This window comes from Deinococcus marmoris DSM 12784 (assembly GCF_000701405.1).
Classification (GTDB): domain Bacteria; phylum Deinococcota; class Deinococci; order Deinococcales; family Deinococcaceae; genus Deinococcus; species Deinococcus marmoris.
In genome coordinates this window covers 20,694-41,249 of sequence record NZ_JNIV01000024.1, presented here as the reverse complement: position 1 = coordinate 41,249, position 20,556 = coordinate 20,694, and the positions used below count along the sequence as shown (strand labels likewise).

The 20,556-nt window shown below is 64.9% G+C and carries 23 protein-coding genes; 9 read left to right on the top strand and 14 right to left on the bottom strand.

Annotated elements, in window-relative coordinates; translation table 11 throughout:
- The 4 genes from thrC to Q319_RS0107685 form a co-directional block, all read right to left on the bottom strand.
- Positions 1-1,413, bottom strand: a complete 1,413-nt coding sequence (thrC, locus tag Q319_RS0107700; protein ID WP_029481605.1) for a threonine synthase — start codon at positions 1,411-1,413, stop codon at positions 1-3.
- Between the two features lie 88 nt (positions 1,414-1,501).
- Entirely contained in the window at positions 1,502-1,840 is a 339-nt protein-coding gene (locus tag Q319_RS0107695; protein WP_034414240.1) for a hypothetical protein, read from the bottom strand.
- Positions 1,841-1,887: 47 nt separating this feature from the next.
- Positions 1,888-2,163 carry a hypothetical protein gene (locus Q319_RS0107690; protein WP_029481603.1) on the bottom strand — a complete coding sequence of 92 codons (276 nt, stop codon included), beginning with the start codon at positions 2,161-2,163 and terminating at the stop codon, positions 1,888-1,890.
- Positions 2,164-2,419: 256 nt separating this feature from the next.
- Complete coding sequence (locus Q319_RS0107685) at positions 2,420-3,802, bottom strand: RNB domain-containing ribonuclease (protein ID WP_029481602.1); 1,383 nt, start codon at positions 3,800-3,802, stop codon at positions 2,420-2,422.
- Between the two features lie 239 nt (positions 3,803-4,041).
- Here Q319_RS0107685 and Q319_RS0107680 point away from each other — a divergent pair, with 239 nt between their 5' ends.
- The 5 genes from Q319_RS0107680 (at position 4,042) to rdgB (ending at position 7,460) form a co-directional block, all read left to right on the top strand.
- Positions 4,042-4,920, top strand: a complete 879-nt coding sequence (locus tag Q319_RS0107680) for a DUF4097 family beta strand repeat-containing protein (protein WP_029481601.1) — start codon at positions 4,042-4,044, stop codon at positions 4,918-4,920.
- Positions 4,917-5,237: a hypothetical protein gene (locus tag Q319_RS26945; RefSeq protein WP_029481600.1), complete on the top strand. Its 321-nt coding sequence runs from the start codon at positions 4,917-4,919 to the stop codon at positions 5,235-5,237. Before Q319_RS0107680 ends, Q319_RS26945 begins: the two co-directional genes overlap by 4 nt.
- 37 nt (positions 5,238-5,274) lie before the next feature.
- Complete coding sequence (locus Q319_RS0107670; RefSeq protein WP_029481598.1) at positions 5,275-5,982, top strand: hypothetical protein; 708 nt, start codon at positions 5,275-5,277, stop codon at positions 5,980-5,982.
- Between the two features lie 111 nt (positions 5,983-6,093).
- Positions 6,094-6,783, top strand: coding sequence for a hypothetical protein (locus Q319_RS0107665; protein WP_029481596.1), 690 nt, complete (start codon positions 6,094-6,096; stop codon positions 6,781-6,783).
- A gap of 92 nt (positions 6,784-6,875) precedes the next feature.
- Positions 6,876-7,460, top strand: a complete 585-nt coding sequence (gene rdgB, locus Q319_RS0107660; protein WP_029481595.1) for an RdgB/HAM1 family non-canonical purine NTP pyrophosphatase — start codon at positions 6,876-6,878, stop codon at positions 7,458-7,460.
- A gap of 7 nt (positions 7,461-7,467) precedes the next feature.
- On the opposite strand, the gene Q319_RS0107655 is transcribed toward rdgB, so the two are convergent.
- Positions 7,468-7,884 carry an OsmC family protein gene (locus Q319_RS0107655; RefSeq protein WP_029481593.1) on the bottom strand — a complete coding sequence of 139 codons (417 nt, stop codon included), beginning with the start codon at positions 7,882-7,884 and terminating at the stop codon, positions 7,468-7,470.
- A 90-nt stretch (positions 7,885-7,974) separates the two neighbouring features.
- The gene (locus tag Q319_RS0107650; protein ID WP_029481592.1) at positions 7,975-8,190 is read right to left on the bottom strand and encodes a hypothetical protein; all 216 of its coding nucleotides are present in this window, start codon (positions 8,188-8,190) and stop codon (positions 7,975-7,977) included.
- Between the two features lie 267 nt (positions 8,191-8,457).
- Here Q319_RS0107650 and Q319_RS0107645 point away from each other — a divergent pair, with 267 nt between their 5' ends.
- Positions 8,458-9,609: a PQQ-dependent sugar dehydrogenase gene (locus tag Q319_RS0107645; protein WP_081845940.1), complete on the top strand. Its 1,152-nt coding sequence runs from the start codon at positions 8,458-8,460 to the stop codon at positions 9,607-9,609.
- Between the two features lie 184 nt (positions 9,610-9,793).
- On the opposite strand, the gene Q319_RS0107640 is transcribed toward Q319_RS0107645, so the two are convergent.
- Entirely contained in the window at positions 9,794-10,102 is a 309-nt protein-coding gene (locus Q319_RS0107640) for a hypothetical protein (protein ID WP_029481589.1), read from the bottom strand.
- 111 nt (positions 10,103-10,213) lie between these two features.
- Here Q319_RS0107640 and Q319_RS0107635 point away from each other — a divergent pair, with 111 nt between their 5' ends.
- Positions 10,214-10,981 (top strand): exodeoxyribonuclease III, encoded by a 768-nt coding sequence (locus Q319_RS0107635; RefSeq protein ID WP_029481587.1) that lies wholly within the window; start codon positions 10,214-10,216, stop codon positions 10,979-10,981.
- Positions 10,982-11,011: 30 nt separating this feature from the next.
- On the opposite strand, the gene Q319_RS0107630 is transcribed toward Q319_RS0107635, so the two are convergent.
- On the bottom strand, positions 11,012-12,232 hold the full coding sequence (locus Q319_RS0107630) for a benzoate/H(+) symporter BenE family transporter (RefSeq protein ID WP_051655195.1): 1,221 nt from the start codon (positions 12,230-12,232) through the stop codon (positions 11,012-11,014).
- Positions 12,233-12,337: 105 nt separating this feature from the next.
- Here Q319_RS0107630 and Q319_RS0107625 point away from each other — a divergent pair, with 105 nt between their 5' ends.
- Positions 12,338-13,747 carry an aminotransferase-like domain-containing protein gene (locus Q319_RS0107625; RefSeq protein ID WP_081845939.1) on the top strand — a complete coding sequence of 470 codons (1,410 nt, stop codon included), beginning with the start codon at positions 12,338-12,340 and terminating at the stop codon, positions 13,745-13,747.
- A gap of 4 nt (positions 13,748-13,751) precedes the next feature.
- Here the strand turns inward: Q319_RS0107625 and Q319_RS0107620 are convergent, their stop codons facing one another.
- The 6 genes from Q319_RS0107620 to Q319_RS0107595 all read right to left on the bottom strand — a co-directional run bounded on the left by Q319_RS0107620 (position 13,752) and on the right by Q319_RS0107595 (position 19,657).
- Positions 13,752-14,255: a YsnF/AvaK domain-containing protein gene (locus tag Q319_RS0107620; protein ID WP_029481584.1), complete on the bottom strand. Its 504-nt coding sequence runs from the start codon at positions 14,253-14,255 to the stop codon at positions 13,752-13,754.
- Between the two features lie 101 nt (positions 14,256-14,356).
- Complete coding sequence (locus Q319_RS0107615; protein ID WP_029481583.1) at positions 14,357-15,211, bottom strand: PRC and DUF2382 domain-containing protein; 855 nt, start codon at positions 15,209-15,211, stop codon at positions 14,357-14,359.
- Between the two features lie 376 nt (positions 15,212-15,587).
- Positions 15,588-16,820, bottom strand: coding sequence for a 2,3-bisphosphoglycerate-independent phosphoglycerate mutase (locus tag Q319_RS0107610; protein ID WP_029481582.1), 1,233 nt, complete (start codon positions 16,818-16,820; stop codon positions 15,588-15,590).
- A 402-nt stretch (positions 16,821-17,222) separates the two neighbouring features.
- On the bottom strand, positions 17,223-17,888 hold the full coding sequence (gene trmH, locus Q319_RS0107605) for a tRNA (guanosine(18)-2'-O)-methyltransferase TrmH (RefSeq protein WP_029481580.1): 666 nt from the start codon (positions 17,886-17,888) through the stop codon (positions 17,223-17,225).
- 60 nt (positions 17,889-17,948) lie between these two features.
- Positions 17,949-18,569: an ASCH domain-containing protein gene (locus Q319_RS24300; protein WP_034414234.1), complete on the bottom strand. Its 621-nt coding sequence runs from the start codon at positions 18,567-18,569 to the stop codon at positions 17,949-17,951.
- Positions 18,570-18,604: 35 nt separating this feature from the next.
- Positions 18,605-19,657, bottom strand: coding sequence for an MBL fold metallo-hydrolase (locus tag Q319_RS0107595; RefSeq protein WP_029481576.1), 1,053 nt, complete (start codon positions 19,655-19,657; stop codon positions 18,605-18,607).
- Positions 19,658-19,769: 112 nt separating this feature from the next.
- Here Q319_RS0107595 and Q319_RS0107590 point away from each other — a divergent pair, with 112 nt between their 5' ends.
- On the top strand, positions 19,770-20,537 hold the full coding sequence (locus Q319_RS0107590; protein WP_029481574.1) for an AIM24 family protein: 768 nt from the start codon (positions 19,770-19,772) through the stop codon (positions 20,535-20,537).
- Positions 20,538-20,556: the final 19 nt, after the last annotated feature.

Here is a 20,556-nt window from a genome sequence, read left to right as displayed (position 1 = left end):
TCAGCCCAGCTTCTCCACCACAAACGCTTTCAGCTCTGCCGCGTCGTTGTCCATCGCCGTGTAAAAGCGCGGCTGTTCCTCAATGCCCTCAAAGCGTGCTGGGCGCGGCGGCGTGCGGTTCACGGCTTCCTCCACCGTTCCCTCGAATTTGGCGGGCAGGGCGGTTTCCAGGCAGACCATCGGCACCCCGGCCCGTGCGTACCGCTCACCCACCAGCAAGCCGTCGGCGGTGTGCGGGTCAATCAAACGCCCGAAACGCTTGTCTGCACGGCGGATGGTGTCCAGTCGGTCCTCGTGGTTGCTGCGCCCGCCCACCAGACCACTGGACTTCACCGCTTCCCAGTGGGTGCTGTCGCTCAGATCAACCGCACGCGACTCGCCCACCTCGGCCCACCACGCGCGGGTCTGCACGCCGTCCGCCCCGGCCACCAGATACAGATACCGCTCGAAGTTGGACGCCTTGCCGATGTCCATGCTGGGGCTGGAGGTCTGCGCCACCTGTGCCGCTTTCCGCACCCGGTACACCCCGGTAGAAAAGAACTCGTGCAGTACGTCGTTCTCGTTGCTCGCCACCACCAGTTGCCCAATCGGAAGGCCCATGCGCCTGGCCAGATACCCGGCGAACACGTTGCCAAAATTGCCGGACGGCACGCTGAAATCGGCCTGTTGTCCGGCGGGCAGGTTCAGAGCAAAGTACGCCTTGAAGTAATACACCGCCTGCGCCAGCACCCGCGCCCAGTTGATCGAATTGACGGCCCCGATGGTGTAGCGGGCCTTGAATCCGGCGTCGGCGTTGACCTCTTTCACCAGATCCTGGCAGTCGTCGAACACGCCATTCACGGTGATGTTAAAGATATTCGGTTCATTGATGCTAAACATCTGCGCCTGTTGAAACGCGCTCATACGCCCGTGCGGCGACAGCATAAAGACGTTCACGCGGGCCTTGCCCAGCATGGCGTACTCCGCCGCCGATCCGGTGTCGCCCGACGTTGCGCCCAGGATATTCAGATGCTCGCCCCGCCTCTCCAGCACGTATTCAAACACCTGTCCCAGAAACTGCATGGCAATGTCCTTGAAGGCCAGCGAGGGACCGTTGGACAGCTCCAGCAGGTACAGATCGGAGTCGCCCAGCCGAACCAGTGGGGTGATCTCGGCGCTGTGGAACACGTCTGGGTGATAGGTGGCCCGCAGCATCTCGCGCAGGTCTTGCTCGGGAATGTCGTCGATGAAGGGCCGCATGACTGCGTAGGCCAGCGCTGAATACTCCAGGCCGCGCAGCCCCTCCAGCTCGTTCGGGCTGAACGTCGGGATGTGTTCGGGCATGGCGAGGCCGCCGTCCGGGGCCAGCCCCATCAGCAGAACATCCGAAAAGCCCCCCAGATCACGCAGGCTACGAGTCGACACGTACTTCATGGGGGTCACTCTAGCGAGTGTGACTGCTGGGCGTAGGGCAGGGACTAGGGGAGGAATCTGGCCGCGTCAGCCTCATGCCCCGGTACGCTTATTTTCCTATGACCAGGGTCAACCGCTGGGCTGCGCTGTTCTCCCGCCTCGTCGCCGCCTTGAGACTGACCTCTCCCGCCGCCGTCTGGACGGGTACGCCGGGCAGATACACCGTGTGCAGCCGCGCGGATTTTCCCCTGACCACGAACAGGCTGGCCTTCACATTGCCCGCCATCACGCAGATGGCCTTCTCCGGGCAGCGGCTGTCGGTGAAGCGCAGCAGGGTGATTTTTGCGCCGTTCAGCGTGGCCGTCTGTCCGGCTCTCAGCGTCATGGAAGCGGCAGAGGCGACGGGCAGGGCTGAGAGCATCAGCGTCAGGAGCAGGGTTCCGAACATGCTGCCAGTACGGTTCGCAGGCGCGTCGGGTTTCAGCCCAGCAGGTTTCAGCCCAGCAGGCCGGGAAGTTCGTCCTCGACACTGGCCAGGGCGCGGAACTGGCTTGCCTTGTCGCGCAGGCCCATCTGGTCATAGCAGCCCGACAGTTTCAGGGCGAAGAACTGCACCGCCTGACAGTCCTCGCGGCACTCGGCGGCTTCCAGGCAGGCGCGGTAGTGCTGCACCGCCAGATGGTACTGGGCGGCCCCGGCGGCCTGTTCAGCGCGGCAATGGCTCATTCGCAGGGACACAATGTCGTTCAATACCCGGCTCACAGCGGTCATGTCTGGCAGTTTAAGCAGAGAGGGGGGCATATGAATGAAAGATGAAGCAGGTTTGGCTGCACGAAATGTGCGTGTTCAACGTTGTTTTTCGGCTGTGGGTTAAATGTCCCGAGTACATTTCCGCTTCGGATGTACTGGACCGAGTACAGACAGTGTGATCCTCAAGAACAGTGGGTTACTGACAGGGGCTAAAGCGCGGGCCAGCCGCCACCAACTCGGGGCGAGGCTGAGGCGGATGACCTACCCGGCAGTTGTCTCAGACCAGCCGCGCCCGCATGCTCAGCGCGGGCAGGTTGATGTCTACCAGCCGCACCCGCAGCGCCGTTCCCACGGGCGCAGGCGTGCTGAAGGGCAGATCGTAGGCCAGTTCGGGAATCAACAGGGTGGCCTGCGGTCCCCGGCGGTCCACCACCACCGCCTCCCACTCGCGGTCCGGCTGTGCGGCGGCGTACCGAAGGGTGTGGTGCTTGCGGCTCAGGCGCTCGGCCTGGCGGGTGGCGTCGGCGTTCAGGGTGGCCTGGGCAATGTGGGCGGCCACCACCTTGCCGTCCAGCGGTTCCCGGCCTGTCAGCGCGGCGCGCAGTTGCTGATGCACCACCAAGTCCAGATACCGCCGCATGGGGCTGGTGGCCTGCGCGTACAGGTCCAGTCCCATGCCGGAATGCGGCCCCGGCGACGGCTGGAAACGCGTGCGGGCCAGCGTTTTGCGCCGTGCCCACTGCACGCCCAGGCCCTCGCCGCGCACCTCACGGCTGGGATCGGCCTGGGTGGCGAACGGCAGGGGAATCTCGTGATCGTCGGCGTAGATGGCGGTGGCCCAGCCCGCCAGCGTCATGCATTCCTGCACCACAGCCCGCATCTCTGGCTTCGGCAGCGGCGTCACGGACGCGCCGTTTTCGTCGGCTTTAATCTTCACTTCGGGCAGGTCGATGCTCAGCGCACCCTCGGAATCGCGCAGTTCCTTGCTGGCGCGGGCCAGCCGGGCCAGGGTCACGAAGGGTTCCTCACCCGCTTCCAGCTTTGCCTGTGCGCCCATGTAGGTCAGCCGCGTGATCCGCACGGTGGTCAGCGCCACGTCCACGGCGTCGGCGTTGCCGTCGGCGTCCAGGTCCAGCGAGATGGACAGCGCGGGCATGGTGTCGTGCAGGCCCAGCCCGGTCTTCTCGATCAGGGCGTCGGGCAACATGCCAATCGTCTGGTCCGGCAGGTACAGCGTCGCGCCGCGTGCGCGGGCCTCCAGGTCCAGTTCACTTTCCGGCGGCACCAGCGCGGCCACGTCCGCCACATGCACCCAGAGGCGCGTCAGACCACCCTCCAGAGCCTCAATGCCTATCGCATCGTCCGGGTCACGGTTGCCCTCGTCGTCGATGGCGTAGGCGGGCAGGTGGGTCAGGTCCAGCCGGTCCTCGTCGGCAAAATCCGGCACGTCCAGCGTCAGGTGGGTCAGCGCCGCGCCCAGACGGTCCGCGTAGGGCGTCTTCGCATCGTTCCAGATGCCCAGGCGCAGCAGCAGCGTGTGGGCGGATTCCGGCGTCTCGGGCAGGTTCATCTCGCGTAGGGTGCGGCTCTTTTCCGCCTTGCCGCGCGCCAGCAGTTCCACATCGGTGCGCTGAGCAGGGGTGAGTTCGGGCAATGTCATGGCGTCAAGCATAGGGGAGAGGAAAGGACGGGTGGGCAGACGGCCTGAAATGCGGGAGGCTGATTGAAGTGGGAATGAGTGAATAGAAAGTTGAGATTTCTATAGGCGGATCTGATCCGCCAGCCTCACCTCTCAATATGCGTGTGGTAGAGGGAAAATTCTGTCTGCGAAAATCAGATGCTAAAACACGTATTGACATTCTGATAGATATATGTTTCTATTCTCTCAAGGAGAACGATATGAATGAACAGCAATCGCCCGCAGAGGAGTTCCGTTCACAGGTGCAGCGTCTGGTGGCCGAGGGCAAACTCACCGCCGAGGAAGCCGCCGGGCTGCTGGAAGGCACGCCCGCCGACGAGCCGGAAGCCGTGATGCCCGCCGCCCAGCAGGGCAGTGTCAGCGACATTCCTGCCGACCTGACACTCAGGGTCAGCGGCTACACCCTGACCGTGCTGCACGACGCCTCGCTGGACACGCCGCACCTGAGCGCCAACGAGGACGGCGTGTTGCGCCTGACCGGCACGCCGAAGGGCTGGCAGGTTCAGCGTGTGGATCACGCCAGAGGCCACTGGGGCAATGTCAAGGCCATCCTCTCGGTGCCTTTTGTGCCCCGGCATGTGCGCGCTTCGGTGGAGGGCGGCAACCTGACCCTGCCCGATCTGGGCGGCGAGCTGTGGGCCGACGTGAACGGCGGCAACGTCCGCATGGGCCGCGCCGCGAGCCTGAAGGCTGAGGTCAACGGCGGCAACCTGACCGCCGCCGAGGTGAACGGCCCCACGCATCTGAACGTCAACGGCGGCAACCTCACGCTGAGCGGCGCGCACAGCCTGAACGCCAGCGTCAATGGCGGGAACCTCAAGTGGGCCGGGGTGCTGGCGGGCGGCGATCACCGGCTGGAAGTCAACGCCGGAAACGCCACCCTGCACCTGCTTCCTGGCAGCAGCCTGCGCGTGGACGCCGACGTGACCGTGGGCGCGTTCAAGGCCGACTTTCCCACCCGTAAGAGTGGCGGCTTCATGAACACGCAGCACGCCGGGGAACTGGGCAGTGGCGCGGCTTACCTGTCCTGTAAGGTGGCCGCCGGGCAGGTCAAGCTGCTCACCGAGGATGCGAAATGAGCGCTGCGTCTTCCCCCCGCACGGCTTCTTCCGCCGTCACGGTCCGCTCTGAGAAGGGTTACCGCGTGATCCGCCGCGTCCGGCAAGCTGCCGCCGAAGTGCCTCGCCCCAGCCTCCTCGGAAGATTCTGGCAGCGCCTGGAAGCCATGCTGCATGTCACGCCCGAGCAGTGGCACGCGCAGGGGCTGGCCCGGCAGTCGGGTTTGGACGGGGGCGATCTGCGCGGCAGGGCCGTGATGTCAGGCGAGCGTGCCCTGCTGGTTGCCTCCGCTGGGTCAGCGTCCAGCCGCCGCCCTTCGCAGGGTGACCTTCCATGACCGTTCAGATGAAACCGCCCACCCACAGGAGGACCCCATGAAAGAGAAAGTCAAACGTCTTCTCGATCTGGTCCGCGCGGGCCGCCTGAGCCTGGAGGACGCCGGGCCGCTGCTGGCCGCCCTGAGCGCCAAACTGGCCCTGACCGACAGTGACCGCGAACTGATCGACTCGCTCCTCAAGCGCGACGAGCTGGACACCGGACAGGTGGCCGAACACCTGCTGCTGCTGCGCGGCGTGCGTGATGTGCCGCCCCCGCCGCCACGGCCACCCCCATTCCCTGGAAACCAGCCCCCCGGAGGCTTCGGCAACCCGCGTACAGACGACGAACGCGGCCCGCAATGGGCCTGGGACCCCGGCAGCCGCCCCCGCGCGGGCAGAGGAGGCATAGAAGGCATGGTAGACCGCATCACCGATACCGTGGAGCGCGCTGTCGAGGGCGTGTTCGAGGACAAGACACCCCAGTACGACTACCAGTATCAATATGGCAACTCGCGCTCCGGCTCGGCCCGCATCCTGCGGATTCAGGTGGAGTCCGAGAACGGCGACGAGTACAGCGCCAACCTGCCGGTCAGCCTCGCCCCGCATCTGCACAAGCTGATTCCGCCGCATGGCATCCGCGCGCTGGAGAGTGCCGGATTCAGCCTGGAAACCCTGCAACTGCTGATCGAATCCGATCCCCCTCCCGGCGAACTGATCAGCGCCGAGGACAGCGCGGGCAACGAGGTCAGGATTTCTCTGAAGTGATGGAGCTGGAACTGGGGTTGGAACGGTGGGCGCAGGGGTGCGGAGAGCCTTGCGCCCTCCAGTCTGTCTCTGACCCCCAGACCCTGCCCGGCCATCTGCCACAATCGCGCCATGCCTGACCCCACCGCCGGAACGCGTTTTGCCGTCTACCTGTGTCCGCCCGCCGGATCGGCGCTGTACCAGATGGGGTCCGAACTGCTGGGTTTCGATGTGCGTGCAGGCCAGCCCGTTCCCCTGCCCGACTTTCTGCGCCCCGAGTGGCAAACCGACGCGGGGCCGTTCGGCTTTCATCTGACGGTGGCGGAGGGCTTTTCCACCGATCCGGCGTGGTGGCCCGCCATCGAGGCCGAGGCGCGCGCCTGCGTGGCCTGCCTCTCGCCCGACGCGGACCTGTCACTGAGCAACGGGCGCATCGACGTCTGGGACGATGGCGAAACGTGGGTGCTGCGCCTGGACCCTTCCCCGGCCTTGCTGGTGGCGCACACATTGCTGCTGGCCCGCCTCGCGCGCTTCGTGACTGACTCGCCCTTTGCTGGGCAGGTGGCCCAGGGCTTATATGCCAGACCGTTCGAGGGCGCGCGCATGTCGCTGCTGCACACGCCGCGCGGGCTGGATACCTGGGAGCCGCATTTCACGCTGGTCCAGCCCTACGGCGGCCATGACCCGCAGGCGCTGCGCCGCGCACTGGAGGACCATGTCCGCCCTTTCACCACACAAAAATACACCTCTCTGACCCTGTTCGAGAAACCGGAGGGCCAGGAACGCTGGCGGGTGCGCGCCGAATTGCCGCTGGGTGACTGAGGCTGGGGGCTGGTGTTGGGGGGGACTGGTGGGGGGAGGGACCGGATTTCCGCACCTGCTGCTCTGCATTTCCCCGTACACTCTGGAGTGTGATGAGCAATGGCCTGATGCGAGTAACGGTGGCGACGGGAAACGCCGGAAAAGTGCGCGAGATCGAGGCGGCGCTGGCCGATCTGAACTGGGACTTGCAACCGGTGCAGGGCGTGCCCATGCCCGAGGAAACCGGAGCCACCTACGCCGAGAACGCCGCCATGAAAGCCTGCACGGTGGCGCTGATGACCCGCACCACGGCGCTGGCCGACGACAGCGGCATCGAGGTAGAGGCCCTGAACGGCGAACCCGGCGTCTACAGCGCCCGGTTCGGGGGCCGCGACAGCGATCTGGAGCGCAATGTGTACCTGCTGGAAAAACTGCGTGGGCAGGTCAATCGCCGCGCCAAATTTGTCTCGGTGCTGGTCCTGGCCCATCCCAACGGACAGGTGGAATCGTACCGGGGCGAGCTGTCCGGCACCCTGCTGGAAGGCCCACGCGGCGACGGCGGCTTCGGCTACGATCCCCTGTTCGTTCCCGACGGCCAGACCCGCACCCTGGCCGAGATGAGCGTGGCCGAGAAGCAGGCCATCAGCCACCGGGGCAAGGCGCTCGCGGCCCTCAAGGCGGCCAAACGCGGAAGCTGAAGCCGGGTTAGGCCGTTTCCACTCGCGTTTCCACGCTAATCTCGCTGTTCAGGCTGGAGGCCACCGAGCAGTATTTCTCGTGGCTCAGGTGCGCGGCCCGTTCCAGCGCCTCGGCGGTAATGCCCTCGCCGCCCGCAATATGGCGCACGGTGATGTGGGTGTAGCGTTTGGGATCCGTGTCGGCCCGCGTGCCCTCCACCTCGATGCGGTAACTCGCCAGCGGGGTGCGGCGTTTTTTCATCACCTCCACCACGTCGTAGGCCGTGCAGGTCGCCAGCGCGCCCAGCAGCGCTTCCATCGGGGAAACGCCGATCTTGGTGGCGCTGTTGTCGATCAGCAGTTGCTGCCCGCTCTCGCTGACGCCCAGGTAGCGCTGCTCGCCCAGCCAGGTGACATTCAGGGTTTTTTTCGGGGTAGAGGTCATGCCAGAAGGCTAGAGCATCGGCGGCAGGCCAAATGAAACCGCCCAGGCGATGGTGTCCTGGGCGGCTTTTAAAGATGTCTTGCGCTGCGCTTAGCTGAAGTCCAGCAGGCTGCGCCCGTCCTTCTCGCGGTCCTCGGCCACCTTGCCCAGAATGAAGAAGGTGGGTGCCCAGTGGCCCAGAAACAGGCCGTCGCGCTCCTTGGTGTCCTGATCGTGGCCGCTCTTGGCCTTGCCGCGCAGGAAGTTGGTGGCTGAGAGGACGATGGAGGCGTAACCGAGGATGTACAGCACGTTTGAAGTCTTCATAGGGGCAATCTGGCCTGTGACGGTGGGCCGGATGGTGCCCTGCCCCCTAATCTCAGCGCTGCATGGAGGTTGTTCCAGCAATCCATGAACACTCTGTGGACGCTTCGGCGCTTGATGGCGGTCTGGCCCCGAACAGCGCTCCACGCCTCTATTTTCCCACGGCGGCCACCCATCATTCCTCTACTGACAACGTAAGCCCGCAAGCAGTCTCAGCCACGGTTTAACCAAGTGATCCTCCGTTTTCATGTCCTCCGTGTTTCATGGGTCATGCTCTCTCCCAACCCACGACGCGCGGCCCTGCTGGGCGGCCTGCTGACCCTGGCCCTCGGCTCCTGTGCGGTGGTCCAGCGCCCCGACGCCACCAAACCCAACGCCGGGCTGACCCTTCCGGCGGGCTTTCAGGCGGACCTGTACGCCGAGAACCTGGGCAAGCCGCGCCTGATGGCCTTCGCGCCGGGCGGCGACCTGTTCGTGGCGGACGCGGGCAAGGACCCCGGCACCGGGCGCGTGCTGATGCTGCCGGATCGCGATAAAAATGGTGTTCTGGACGCAGCGCAGACGTACCTGTCCGCGCTGGACCGACCCAACAGTCTGGCTTTTCACGGTGGTTACCTGTATGTGGCCAACACGGACGGCGTGATCCGTATGCCCTACAGGGACGGCGACCTGAAGCCGGAGACGGCCCCCGAGAAGATCATTACTCTGCCCGCCGGGGGACAGCACCACTCGCGCACCATCGTCTTTGGTCCAGACGGCAAACTGTACGTGGCGATGGGCAGCACCTGCAATGTCTGCGAGGAAGAGGACCCCCAGCGCGCCACCGTCTGGGTCTATGACGCCGATGGCAAGAATGGCCGCCCCTTCGCCACGGGTCTGCGAAACGCCGTGGGCCTGGAATGGTTCGAGGGCACCCTGTACGCCACGGCCAACGGGCGCGACATGGCCGGGAAAGATACTCCGCCCGAATCCTTTTTCCGCGTGCTGGACGGTAAGAATTACGGCTGGCCCTATTGTTTCCCTATGGCGGCGGGTGCCCCCCAGGTCTGGGACAGCGATTTTGGCAGGAAGACCCCGGCAGTCTGTGAAGCGGCCCAGCCGTCCTTTGCCACCACCACCGCCCACGCCGCGCCGCTGGGCATGGCGTTCTACACGGGCAAGGCGTTCCCCGCCGAATACCAGGGGCAGATGTTCGTGGCCCTGCACGGCTCCTGGAACCGCCCGCAAAAGAGCGGTTACAGCGTCATCACCGTGGACCCCAGAACAGGGGAGACGAAGGATTTCATGACTGGATTCCTGGGCGCGCTGGGTCTATCCACCTCGGGCCGCCCCGCCGATGTGCAGGTGGCCCCGGACGGCGCGCTGTTCGTCACGGATGACGGCAACGGTGTGATGTACCGGGTGACCTACCAGCAACCCTGAGCGGTGCGCACTGGCCGCGTCAGCCGCTGCTGAAAACCATGGACCTGCCTCCGAATATTGGTCTGCTGGACATCGGGGCAGGGAAGGGGACATCTGCCGTGGCTATGTTGATGCGAACGCGTCTGGAGCGAGGGCAAAACAAGGTGAGGGACAGCCCGAAGACCATCCCCCCACCTGCCAGAGCTTACTTGTCGAACTTGCCGTATCCGGCGGCGCTACGGCGCTGCGCCCCACGGGCATAATCCATCTGCATTTCCACCGTCTCGTGCTTGCCCTCGGTGAAGGTGGAGTCGTGAATCCAGTAGTTCAACCGGTCCTCGCCCAGTTGCACCCACAGCTTGTGTTCGTCGTCGGTGTCGCGCCAGAAGGCGACGTGTTCAAAGCCGTTGCCCTGCGCCCACTTCCTGATGTCGCCCAGCACGCGGGCCGCCTTGGGGTGGGTCATCTGGAATTCCTGACCGTCGGCTTCGTTGAGAAATTTAATGTCGGCCATAGTGGCTGTAGCGTACCTGAAACGGGGGAGCGGCAGGGCTGAGTTGGATCAACATGTCTTGAAAGTTGGACTTGTCGCTGGGGAAAAAGTCGGGCGCTATTCTCGACCCTGATGACAGTTCCGACTTCCCCTCTTAAAATTACTACCCTGAACGCCAACGGCATTCGCAGCGCCCTGCGAAAAGGGCTGGCCGACTGGGCGGCGCGCGAGGCCCCCGATGTGCTGCTGCTTCAGGAAGTGCGCGCCCCGCCCATGCCCGATGCCCTAGCCCATCTAGGATACGAAAGCGCGTGGTTTCCGGCGCAGAAGGCGGGGTACAGCGGCGTGGCGATCCTCTCCAAACAGCCGTTGGAAGACGTGCGCGTGGGCATGGGCCACGACGAGATGGACACCGAGGGCCGCGTGCTGAGTGCCCGGATTGGCGGCGTGCGTTACGTCAGCGTGTACCTGCCCAGCGGCAGCAGCGGCGCGGCGCGGCAGGGCTTCAAGGACCGCGTGCTGGGCGACTTTCAGGACTTCGTGGGTGGACTGGTGGCGGAGGGCGAACCCGTAATCATCGGCGGAGATTACAACGTGGCCCACCGCGAGATCGACATCAAAAACTGGCGCAGCAACCAGAAAAACAGCGGCTTTCTTCCCCACGAGCGCGAGTGGATGACCGCCCACCTCGGCAGCGGCCTGACCGACACCCACCGCGTCACCTTGGGCGATGAGGCTGAATATACGTGGTGGAGCAACCGCGCCGGAGCCTACGCCAACAACGTCGGCTGGCGCATCGATTATCTGCTGTCGGCAGGCGTGAATCTGGGCCATGTGCGGGTGGACCGGGGGGCGAAACTGAGTGACCACGCGCCGCTGAGCGGGTGGATCATCGTTTAACCGTTCAGGCCAACCTCACCGCACAGCAGCCTATTTCGCCGCCTGCACCATCTTCCCCGCACCCCGCCGCTCTGCCGCGTACACCGCCAGCCCGGCCAGGATGCCCCAGAATGCTGCCCCGATGCCCAGCGGGGTAATGCCGCTCAGCGTGACCAGAATGATGATCGGGGCGGCCAGACTGCCGGACTGCCCCTGGAACGCGCCCTGGAGGCTGCTGCCCATCGCGCCCAGCAGGGCGATTCCGGCCATGGCCGCCAGCGCCTCGGCGGGCAGGATGCCCATCAGATGCACGAAGGTTCCGGCGAACAGGCCAAAGCAGATGTTGATACCCCCGGCCCAGATGGCGGCGGTGTAGCGCTTCTGTGCGTCCGGGTGCGCCTCCGGGCCGCTGACGATGTTGGCCAGCAGTGCGCCCAGCGTCAGGTTGTGGCAGCCCACGAAAGCCGCGCCCAGGCTGGCGACGCCGCAGGTCCGCAGCACCGGCCCTGGCGCGGGTTCGTAGCCGTTGGTCTTCAACACGCCAAAACCCGGCACGAATTGCCCGGTAAAGGCCAGCAACGTCAGCGGCAGCGCCAGATTGACCGTGGCGTGCAGGCTGAACACCGGCAGTACAAATTGCGGCTGAGTCAGCGCGAAGCTGATCGGCGCGGGGTGCCACAGCCCCAGGCCCGCGCTGGCAAAGACGCCCACCACCAGCACGGCGGCCACCGCCCAGCGCGGCGAAACCTGCCGGATCACGAAGTAGGCCAGGGTCATGGCCCCCACCAGCGCAGGCTCCACGCCGAACGCCTGCGCCGCCTTAAAACCGAAGGGCAGCAGAATCGCGGCGTTCAGCGCGGCGGCCAGATGCGGCGGAATGGCCCCCAGCGCCCGCGTCAGCGGTTTAAAGGTGCCCAGGATAAAGACCAGCACGGCAGAGGTCACGAAGGCCCCCACTGCTTCTGGGAAGGGAATGCCGGGCAGCGCCGTGACCAGAAAGGCGATGCCAGGGGTGGACCACGTACTCAGAATGGGCATCCGCGTCCGCAGGCTCAGGAAGATGCCCGCCAGTCCGGTGAAGATGGCGTGCGCCCACAGCCACGACATGGCGGTGGTGTCGCTGAGGCCCGCCGCCTGCGCCACGCTGTAGACCAGCACGTTCGGCCCCGCCCAGCCGATGATCACGGCGATCAGTCCGGCCAGCACGGCGCTGGGCTGGGTGTCCCGCCAGAAGTTGCGAGGAGCGGCGGGATTCAGGGCAGGCGCGGTCATGGGGGTGATTGTGCGCCGCGATTGGACTGCTGACTAGTGGCAATGGCCTGCCTATTGGACCGCTTGTCTGGAATGTCCTTAGAAATGGACTGCTATGCTGGGCTTATGGATGCCCCCCGCTGGTCTGCGCTGCTTTCCGGCTGGAGGACTGGAAACGGTCCCCTGTACGAACTGCTGGCCGAGGCTGTACGCGCAGGTATTCGTGGTGGTCAGCTTCCGCCCGCTGAACTCCTGCCAGCAGAGCGGACCCTGGCGGAACTGCTGGGCATCAGCCGCAGCACGGTGGTGGCCGCCTATGACGCGTTGGAGGGCGGCGGCTGGATCACCCGCAAGCGCGGCAGCGGAACGCAGGTCGCGGCCACTGCGCCGCGTGCAGTAAACCTGCTGGCCCTGCGGACACCGTCCGTCCTGGCCCAGGGTGGAGAGGAATTCGATTTCACCATCGCTGTTCCATTGCTCCATGACACCCAGCGGCAGCAGATGCGCGAGGCCGCACTGGACGCCTTTCATGAGTCGCTGTATTACCCACTGGGCCTGCCCGATCTCCGCGTCCTGCTGGCCGAGATCTACACGCGGGAGGGCCTGCCCACCACGCCGGAAATGATCCTGATCACCAGTGGCGCGCAGGGGGCCATTTCGCTGCTGGCAAATGTCTTTCTGCGCCCCCGTGACCGGGTGCTGCTGGAAACCCCCACCTATTTCGGGGCCATCGACGCCTTCCGCGCGGCGGGGGCCGAAACGGTGGGCGTGCCTGTCACGGCGCAGGGCGTGGAGGCTGTGGCTTTCGCTGGGGCCGTAAAGCAGCATGCGCCACGTCTGGCCTTCCTGACCCCCACCTTCCAGAACCCCACCGGAACGGTCATGCCAATCCGCGCCAGGGAAAAGATTGCCGCTGCCGTGGCCGAGGCGAATCTGCCCACCATCGAGGACGACACCCTGATCGATCTTGGTTTCGAGGTGGAAGCCCCGCCGCGTATCGCCACCTTCGCCCCCGACGCGCCGATCTTCAATGTCGGTTCGCTGAGCAAGCTGTACTGGGCGGGACTGCGGGTGGGCTGGGTGCGCGTGCCAGCGGCGCACGCGGGGCCGGTGGGGCAGGCCCGGACCCTCTCCGATTTCGGCAGCAGTTTGCCAGGGCAGCACATCGCCCTGAACCTGCTTCAGGACCTGCCCTGGCTGCGGCAACAGCGGCGCGAGGCCGTCATGCCCGCCCGCGATCTGCTGGCCGATCTGCTGTGCCTGCATCTGCCCGAGTGGCGGTTCACCGTGCCGGGCGGCGGGCAATTCCTGTGGATAGAACTGCCCACCCGCCAGACCAGCGCGTTTACCCTCTGCGCGGCGCGGTACGGCCTGCGACTGTTCCCCGGCGCGTCAATGGGTGTGGACACCCTGCCCGACAGCTTTCTGCGTCTGCCCTTCACGCTGGACCCGGCCCGACTGCCCGAAGCCGTGCTGCGCCTGAAGGCCGCCTGGGACGAGTTTCAATTGCGCCAGGGACGAGAGCGGCTGGCCTGAACGGCTAGAGCTTCTGCTCTCCGGCGGGTTGCTTGAAGACCTGCACGTCGCCCTCTGGGTTGACCACCAGTTCCTCACGGGCCAGCGTGGCGTCGAAGGTCCGGGTCTCGATCACCTGCCGCTTGCCGATGCTGATCTGCTCGCGGACCACTACGCGCTTCTCGATCCGCGCCTCCTCGCGGTAGACCAGCAGTTCGCGTCGTTCGCCGGGGGCCAGTGGGGTGCCGTCCAGGGTGATGATGTGGCCGCCGTCCGCCGCGCCGGTTCCCAGGTGTTCGATGGTCAGCACCTCGGTCACCAGTTCCACGGGCATCTGCACGGTCTCGCGCCGGACCTCGCGGGTGAAAGCGACGCTGCCCGCCACTTCCCGTTCCTTCTCGACGATCAGGCGTTCCTCGCGCAGTTCGATCATGCCCTGAAGTTGGACGCCCTGAAGCTGCGTGGTCTGGATTTCCAGCTCAGTTCCAGTCAGCGGCTCATCGAATCTGTCCTTGCGTTGGTCTGTCATTTCAGCTCCTGCCTGTCTGGGAAAACCTATTGGGAGAACCTACCTGAGAAAAAAAGGCAGGGCGACCTCCCTTGAGAAGTCGCCCTGCCCCTGAGCCTTGATCAGACCTTGCGGTTCGTGTCGTCCATCATCGGCTTGCCGTCGCTGTCCAGGCGCACGTCGCCGCTCTTGGTCACTTCCAGCACTTCGCGGCCCACGGTCTCGGTCACGGTCTGCGAGTCGGTGACTTCGCGCTTGCCCACAGAGACTTCCTCGGTCACGAACGCCTGCTTGCTCACGTTGGCGCGCTCGGCTTCCAGATCGATCCGCATGGTCTGGGAATCCGCACCCAGCACCGCGCCTTCCACGGCCTGCGCGCCAGTGACGGCGTGGCGCTCAATGACCACTTCCTCACGGATCAGGTCCACGTTGACATTTTCCTGGTGGGTTTCGACGCGCTTGCCGACTTCCACGCTGCCCGCCACGAAACGGTCCTTGTTGACCATCAGACGCTCTTCCAGGAGGCGCAGTTTGTCGGGGGTCTGGTACATGGCGTCGTCTTCGCGGTAACCGGCCTTGGCGGCGTACTGGCTCTCGTCGACCTGCATGTCGGTGTTGGCGGCGCGCAGCACCCGCTCGTCGGACATCTGGGCGTCGGTGTCGTACTCCTCGCCCATGCGGTACTCACGCATGTCGCCGACCTGCTCTTTGGTCAGGTTGGTGAAATGCACTTCATCGCCCTCGAAGGTAGACATGCCCACGGGCACGACGACTTCCTTGCTGGAGAACCAGCCGCCCACATCCACCAGCAGGAAGCGGATCTTGCCGGTTTCGGCTTCGGCCAGCGCGCCGCGAATGGTGCCGATCTTCTCGCCGTTCATGCCGTAGGCGGTCTGACCGGTGGGATCGTGGAATTCGGTGCCGAGAAGGTCAGAGTGCTGGGCAGTGATATCGGACAGGGACATTAAACGGGCCATGTGAATCTCCTTTGTGTGGACGCCGCTTTGGAGGCGGCTGGGCTTTCAGTGAACGGTTGGGCGACAGCAAACGGTGATGATGCGCGCGGTGGCGCTGTTCTGTAAGCTGTCTTCCGTTCGTGTTGCCCATGCTGCCGCAGGGTCTGGAAATAAGAATGGCAGCCAGCTAAAGACTGCCCTGGACAACCCTTTACGCAATCCTGAGAGGATTCGCATGGGCATGACACCCGGTCCGGCGACTTCCACACGGATTTGCATCGTGGCGACACGAAGAAAGGGCGGCGGCGCACACTCGCCCACCGCCCCCATTGCACTTATCTGCTCTCACATAGGCTTAAGCTGGCCTCCAGAGATCAGATTCAAATGAGTTCCCGCCTCACGCGCCGTACTTGTTCAGCTTCAGCGCGTTGGCCATCAGGATCGGCATCAGGTCCGGGCCGCGCCGCAGGCCCAGGCTGCCCTTCTGGGCCTCTTCCTCGGTGTAGCGGGCGGTCAGGTCCTTGCGCCCGTGGTCACTGCGGACCAGCACCGGGACCGGGTGCCACGAGTGGCTGAACAGCTTGCTGGGCGTGCTGTGGTCACCGACGATGCACAGCACGTCCGGCTTCAGCGCCAGGATGCCCGGCAGCAGCGCGTCGAACAGTTCTATCTTCTTGACCTTGGCTGCAAAATCGCCGTCCTCTCCCGTGCTGTCGGTTTTCTTGACGTGGAAGAAGAAGAAGTCGTACCTGTCCCAGTTGTCGCGCAGCACCTGCACCTTGCCGTCCAGCGCGTCTTCCTCGCCGGGCACGTCCAGCACGTCCATGCCCACCAGACTGGCCAGCCCCTTGTACATCGGGTAGGAGGCGATGCAGGCGGCCCTGAGCTTGTAGGCGTCGTCGAAGCTGGGGAAATGCGGCACGTCGCTGTAGCCCCGGAACAGCACACCGTTGACCTGCGGATCGTCCTTGAGGACGACCTCGGCCTGCGCCACGAAGGCGTTGACCAGTCCAGCGGATTTTACGCTGGCGGCGTCGTTGGCAGTGGCGGTCAGCGGCTGCACGCCCGTATCCTGCGGGTCCACATCGCCGATATTCGCGCCCAGCACCTCACCGTTCTGCGCGCGGAAGACCACCACGAAGCGGTGTTCGGATTCGGTGTAGATCTCCACGGGAACGCTGTCAATGTGGTGAATGGCAGCCTTGAGCTGCGCCACCACTTCTGCGTTTTTCTCGTCGCTGGGACGCCCCGCGCGGCGGTCTTCCACGATGCGGCCCGCGCCCAGCGTGGCGAAGTTGCCGCGCACCGCCACGTCACCCTTGTTCAGCTTGACGCCGATGCCCACGGCACTGAGGGCCCCGCGCCCCACCACGTAATGCAGCGGATCGTATCCGAACAGGCTCAGGTGGCCGGGGCCGCTGCCGGGGGTGATGCCTGCACCCACCAGTTCCACCTGCCCCAGTTGCGACTGTGCCGCCAGTGCGTCCAGATTGGGCGTTTTTGCGGTGGCCAGCTCGGTTTCGCCGTTCAGCGTCAGCGGCAGCCCGCCCACGCCGTCCAGCACCACCATCACGATCTTGCTCTCGGTCTTCTTGGACAGCCCACGGATCGTCTGCAACAGGTCACTCATGGCAAACAGTGTACGCCGGACACTAACTAGGTGGCAGGTGAAAGTTAGAGGACGTCGAATCCGGAAGCGGGGTTGCTGGTCCACTACTTTTACCGGGCAGGGAGAAGTCTGTTTTAGAATTTCAGTGGCGTTTCGCCTGTCTGGCAGGACAGCAGATTATATTCTGCCGCCAAAAAGAAGAGGAGCTAAAAGCAGCGCTCGCCGTTCCTGGCGAAACGGCAACCGAAGGCCGTCGGGCGCGCAGCGCACGGGCCGGATTCAGCGTCACGGAGCAAGGCATCAGACCCGGATGCCGCCGCCCTCTCCCACCTGCCACATCCGAGAACCCCTGCCTAGCGCAGCGCTGCTCCCCCTGCCCCCCTGGGGGAGGGGGCTGGGGGGTGGGGCTGCCCAAACACAACCTCAACCCAGAATCTGCCCGTCACCATCCAAAGCCGGATACGCTTCCCCCCGCTCCCGGTACTTTGGGGCCAGCTCCGGGTAGCCCCACTCGAAGGCCAGCCGCGCCAGCTCCTCCGGCGAGAGCTGGGGCGCATCGTACATACCAGCCGCCAGCCGCTGCCGCTGCGCCTCGAACAGAATGGTGGCCGCCGCCACCGACACGTTCAAACTTTGCACCATGCCGAACATGGGGATGATGATGTTGCCGTCCGCCGCATCCGCCGCCGCATCGGCCACGCCCCATTTCTCCGCGCCCAGCAGGACGCAGGTGGGCTGGGTGTAGTCGGCCTCGCGGTAATCCACACTGCGCTGCGAGAGGTGGGTGGCCAGCACCTGCACGCCCTGCCCCTGCAATTCGCGCACGGTTTCCAACGTGTCCGTATGCGTCTGCACCCGCACCCATTTGTGGGCGCTGCCTGAAGTGGCCTCAAAGGTGTTGCCCTCAAAGTCCAGTGGTTTGCCGTTGCCCGGCGGAACGGCGTGGGCGGTCAAGACCCCCACCGCGTCGCAGGTGCGGACGATGGCCGAGAGGTTGTGGGGTTTGTTGACCTGATCCATCAACACGGTCAGGGTGGGCTGGCGTTTGCTCAGCACCCGCAGAATCTTGGCGTAGCGCTCGGGGGTCATAACACCGCAGACTAGCGCGTGGGTGCCAGGCTGGGGCGGTTCAGGTCGGGGCTGGGCAATTCAAGTCGGGGCTTGTAGCGCCGCCTGAATTTCCTCTATTGGCACGCGAAAGATGCTGGCCGCGCCCTTGTATGGAATGGGCTGGGAGAAGCGCCGGGGGTAGGCCAGCAGCCATTCAAATTCCTCATTTTCCTCGTCCCACAGGCAATCCACCACATCCACGATGCCCACCAGCGCCGCGTAAGGCAGCGTGTCCGGCGCGATATCCGCATCATCAAAGGCGTCCGGCCCCGCTCTGGTGTCGGAGGCGTGCAGGAGCAGTGGCCCCGGCTCCTTGACCTGCCACGAGCGGTATTCAATGTTCTTCTCACCGCGCAGAATCTGTTCCACGAAGGGCTGGCGGATGCTCAGGGCGCGGATAGATTCGGCACCGAGGTCCAGCGGTTCGGGCGCGGGGGGCGGCGTGAAGGAGCGGTAACCATCAACGTCTCTGTAAATCACATAAATCGTCGCCACACTGAAACCGTTGGCGTTGAGTGCATCGTTGACGGTATCCATCTGCTTGTCGGTCAGCGGGCGCTCGCCAAAATAGCCGCCCATCGTTCCGGCATCCAACTCCACGCGCCCGCTGTCTTCCAGATCTTCCAGCAACCGCTCCAACCCTTCTTTCACTCGCGTCATTCCGCCTCCTGTTTTGACCGTGATGTGAAGTCAGTCTACGGCTGGGCCGCCTGCACAAATAAAGCCGCCGCATCTTCCCGCCGCGTTTCCACCAGATCGCCCCGCGCCACCAGATACTCTGCCAGCGCCGCCGTCTGGTCCAGCAGCAGGATGGCCTGAATGGCCCTCAAACGGGGATGCAGCGCGTGGGTCAGGTCATGGATGGTAATCGGTGCGGCGGCAGCGTCCAGCACGGCACGCAACTTGTCGTCGTAGCGCTCGCGCAGGTTCTGGATGCGCCCCTTCCAGTCCTGCATGGGGCCGTCGTGTCCACCCAGCGCCACCGTCACGCCCTCCAGCGCCTCAATGCGGTCCAGAGATTTCAGATAATGCCCCAGCCCCGCGCCCCGCTGAAAGCGCTCCGGCATCAGCGGCGGCGAATTGCGTGGCAGCAGATGATCGGCGCTGAGCAGCAGATCGTCCACGCGCAGGCAGACCTGTGAACCCTCGTGGCCGGGGGTGTGGATAACCGTGAAGATGTCGTCCAGCACGTCGCCGTCATGTAAGACAGTCTGAACTTCAACCGCTTCGGACAGCATGCTGTTGCGGGCGCGGCGGCGCAGGCGTTCGGCGTACTCGGCTTCCGTTCCCCCGCCAGTCAGCCCCAGCCAGCGGATGTGGTCTTCCATGTCGGCCTGCCGGGTGACTGGATTGCCTGCCGGGTTCTGCATGGTGGGAATGGCCCATTCGTACGCGGCGACGGGGGCATCTGTCCGGCTGCGAACGAACGGCAGGCCCGCCACATGGTCCGGGTGCGGGTGCGTGATGATCACGCGGCTGAGGGTGTCCCAGGCCACCGCCTCGCCGTATTCAGTGCGAATGGCGTCCAGCCCAGCTTCCAGGGCGGCGGTGCTGGCCTCGTGGCTGCCTCCGGTGTCTATCAGAGCAGCGTATTCAGGTCTGGCAGCCTCGCCCCGCACCACGAAAAACACGTTGGCGGCGAAGTGTGGGAAGGCGGGCACGGTCAGCGTGTAGACCCGCGTACCGCTGGAGGTGACGTGGCGGGCGGCCACCGCTGCCGGGGGAGAGGTGGGAACAGGCGCGTTCATGGCCGCACCCTAGCGTCTCCTCTCACGGCTGACAGGTCAGTTCCAGACGGTCTATCTGCGGAGCAGGCGGCCTCCCACATTCCACAATAGAAGTTTGTATTACACTTGACGCATGACCCATATGCAGCTTGTGCAGGAGCAGAAAGGCGACGGCATTACCTTCCGCGTTCACGCGCTGACCCATGTGACCCGCTACTCGGCGTCTGCCAGTGGTGAGCTGGAAGAGACGCGCCAGATGGACGGACGCTTTACCGTGGAGGCCCAGCTTCACGGCTCCGGCGTCCTCATTGAGCCGGGCGCGTTCCAGTACAGCCACGGCAACATTCAGGCCAAGGTGGAGCAGCAGGCCAAGGGCGGCTTTCTGAGCCGGGCCATCGCCACCGCAGGCACCGGGGAGAGCGCCTTTGCCACGCGCTTTACCGGACAGGGCAAGGTCTGGACCGAGCCGACGCGCAAGCACTTTATCATCGCGGAATCCAGCGGCGCGAAGGGCGACGACATGATTCTGGACGACAAGGCGTTCTACATGGCCCAGGACACCATGCAACTGGGCACGCACACCCACAACTCCATTGCCGGGGCGCTGTCGGGCAACGGGCTGCGCCAGCCCAAGCTGTCGGGCAAGGGCATCTTCGTGGTGGAATCCCCGGTTCCGGTCTCGGAAGTAGAGGTGATTGAACTCAGCGGCAATGACAGCCTGATCGTGGACGGCGACCTGATGCTGATGTACAGCGCCTCGCTAAACGTGGAACTGCGCCCGCTGGTGCGCGGCCTCCGCAACGCCATGCGAAGCGGCGAGGGACTGGTGTTCATGATCAGCGGTCAGGGCACCGTGTTCCTGACGCCCACCCACCGCAACCTCTCGGCAGCGACGCTGTAAGCCAAGGTCCAGGCGACAG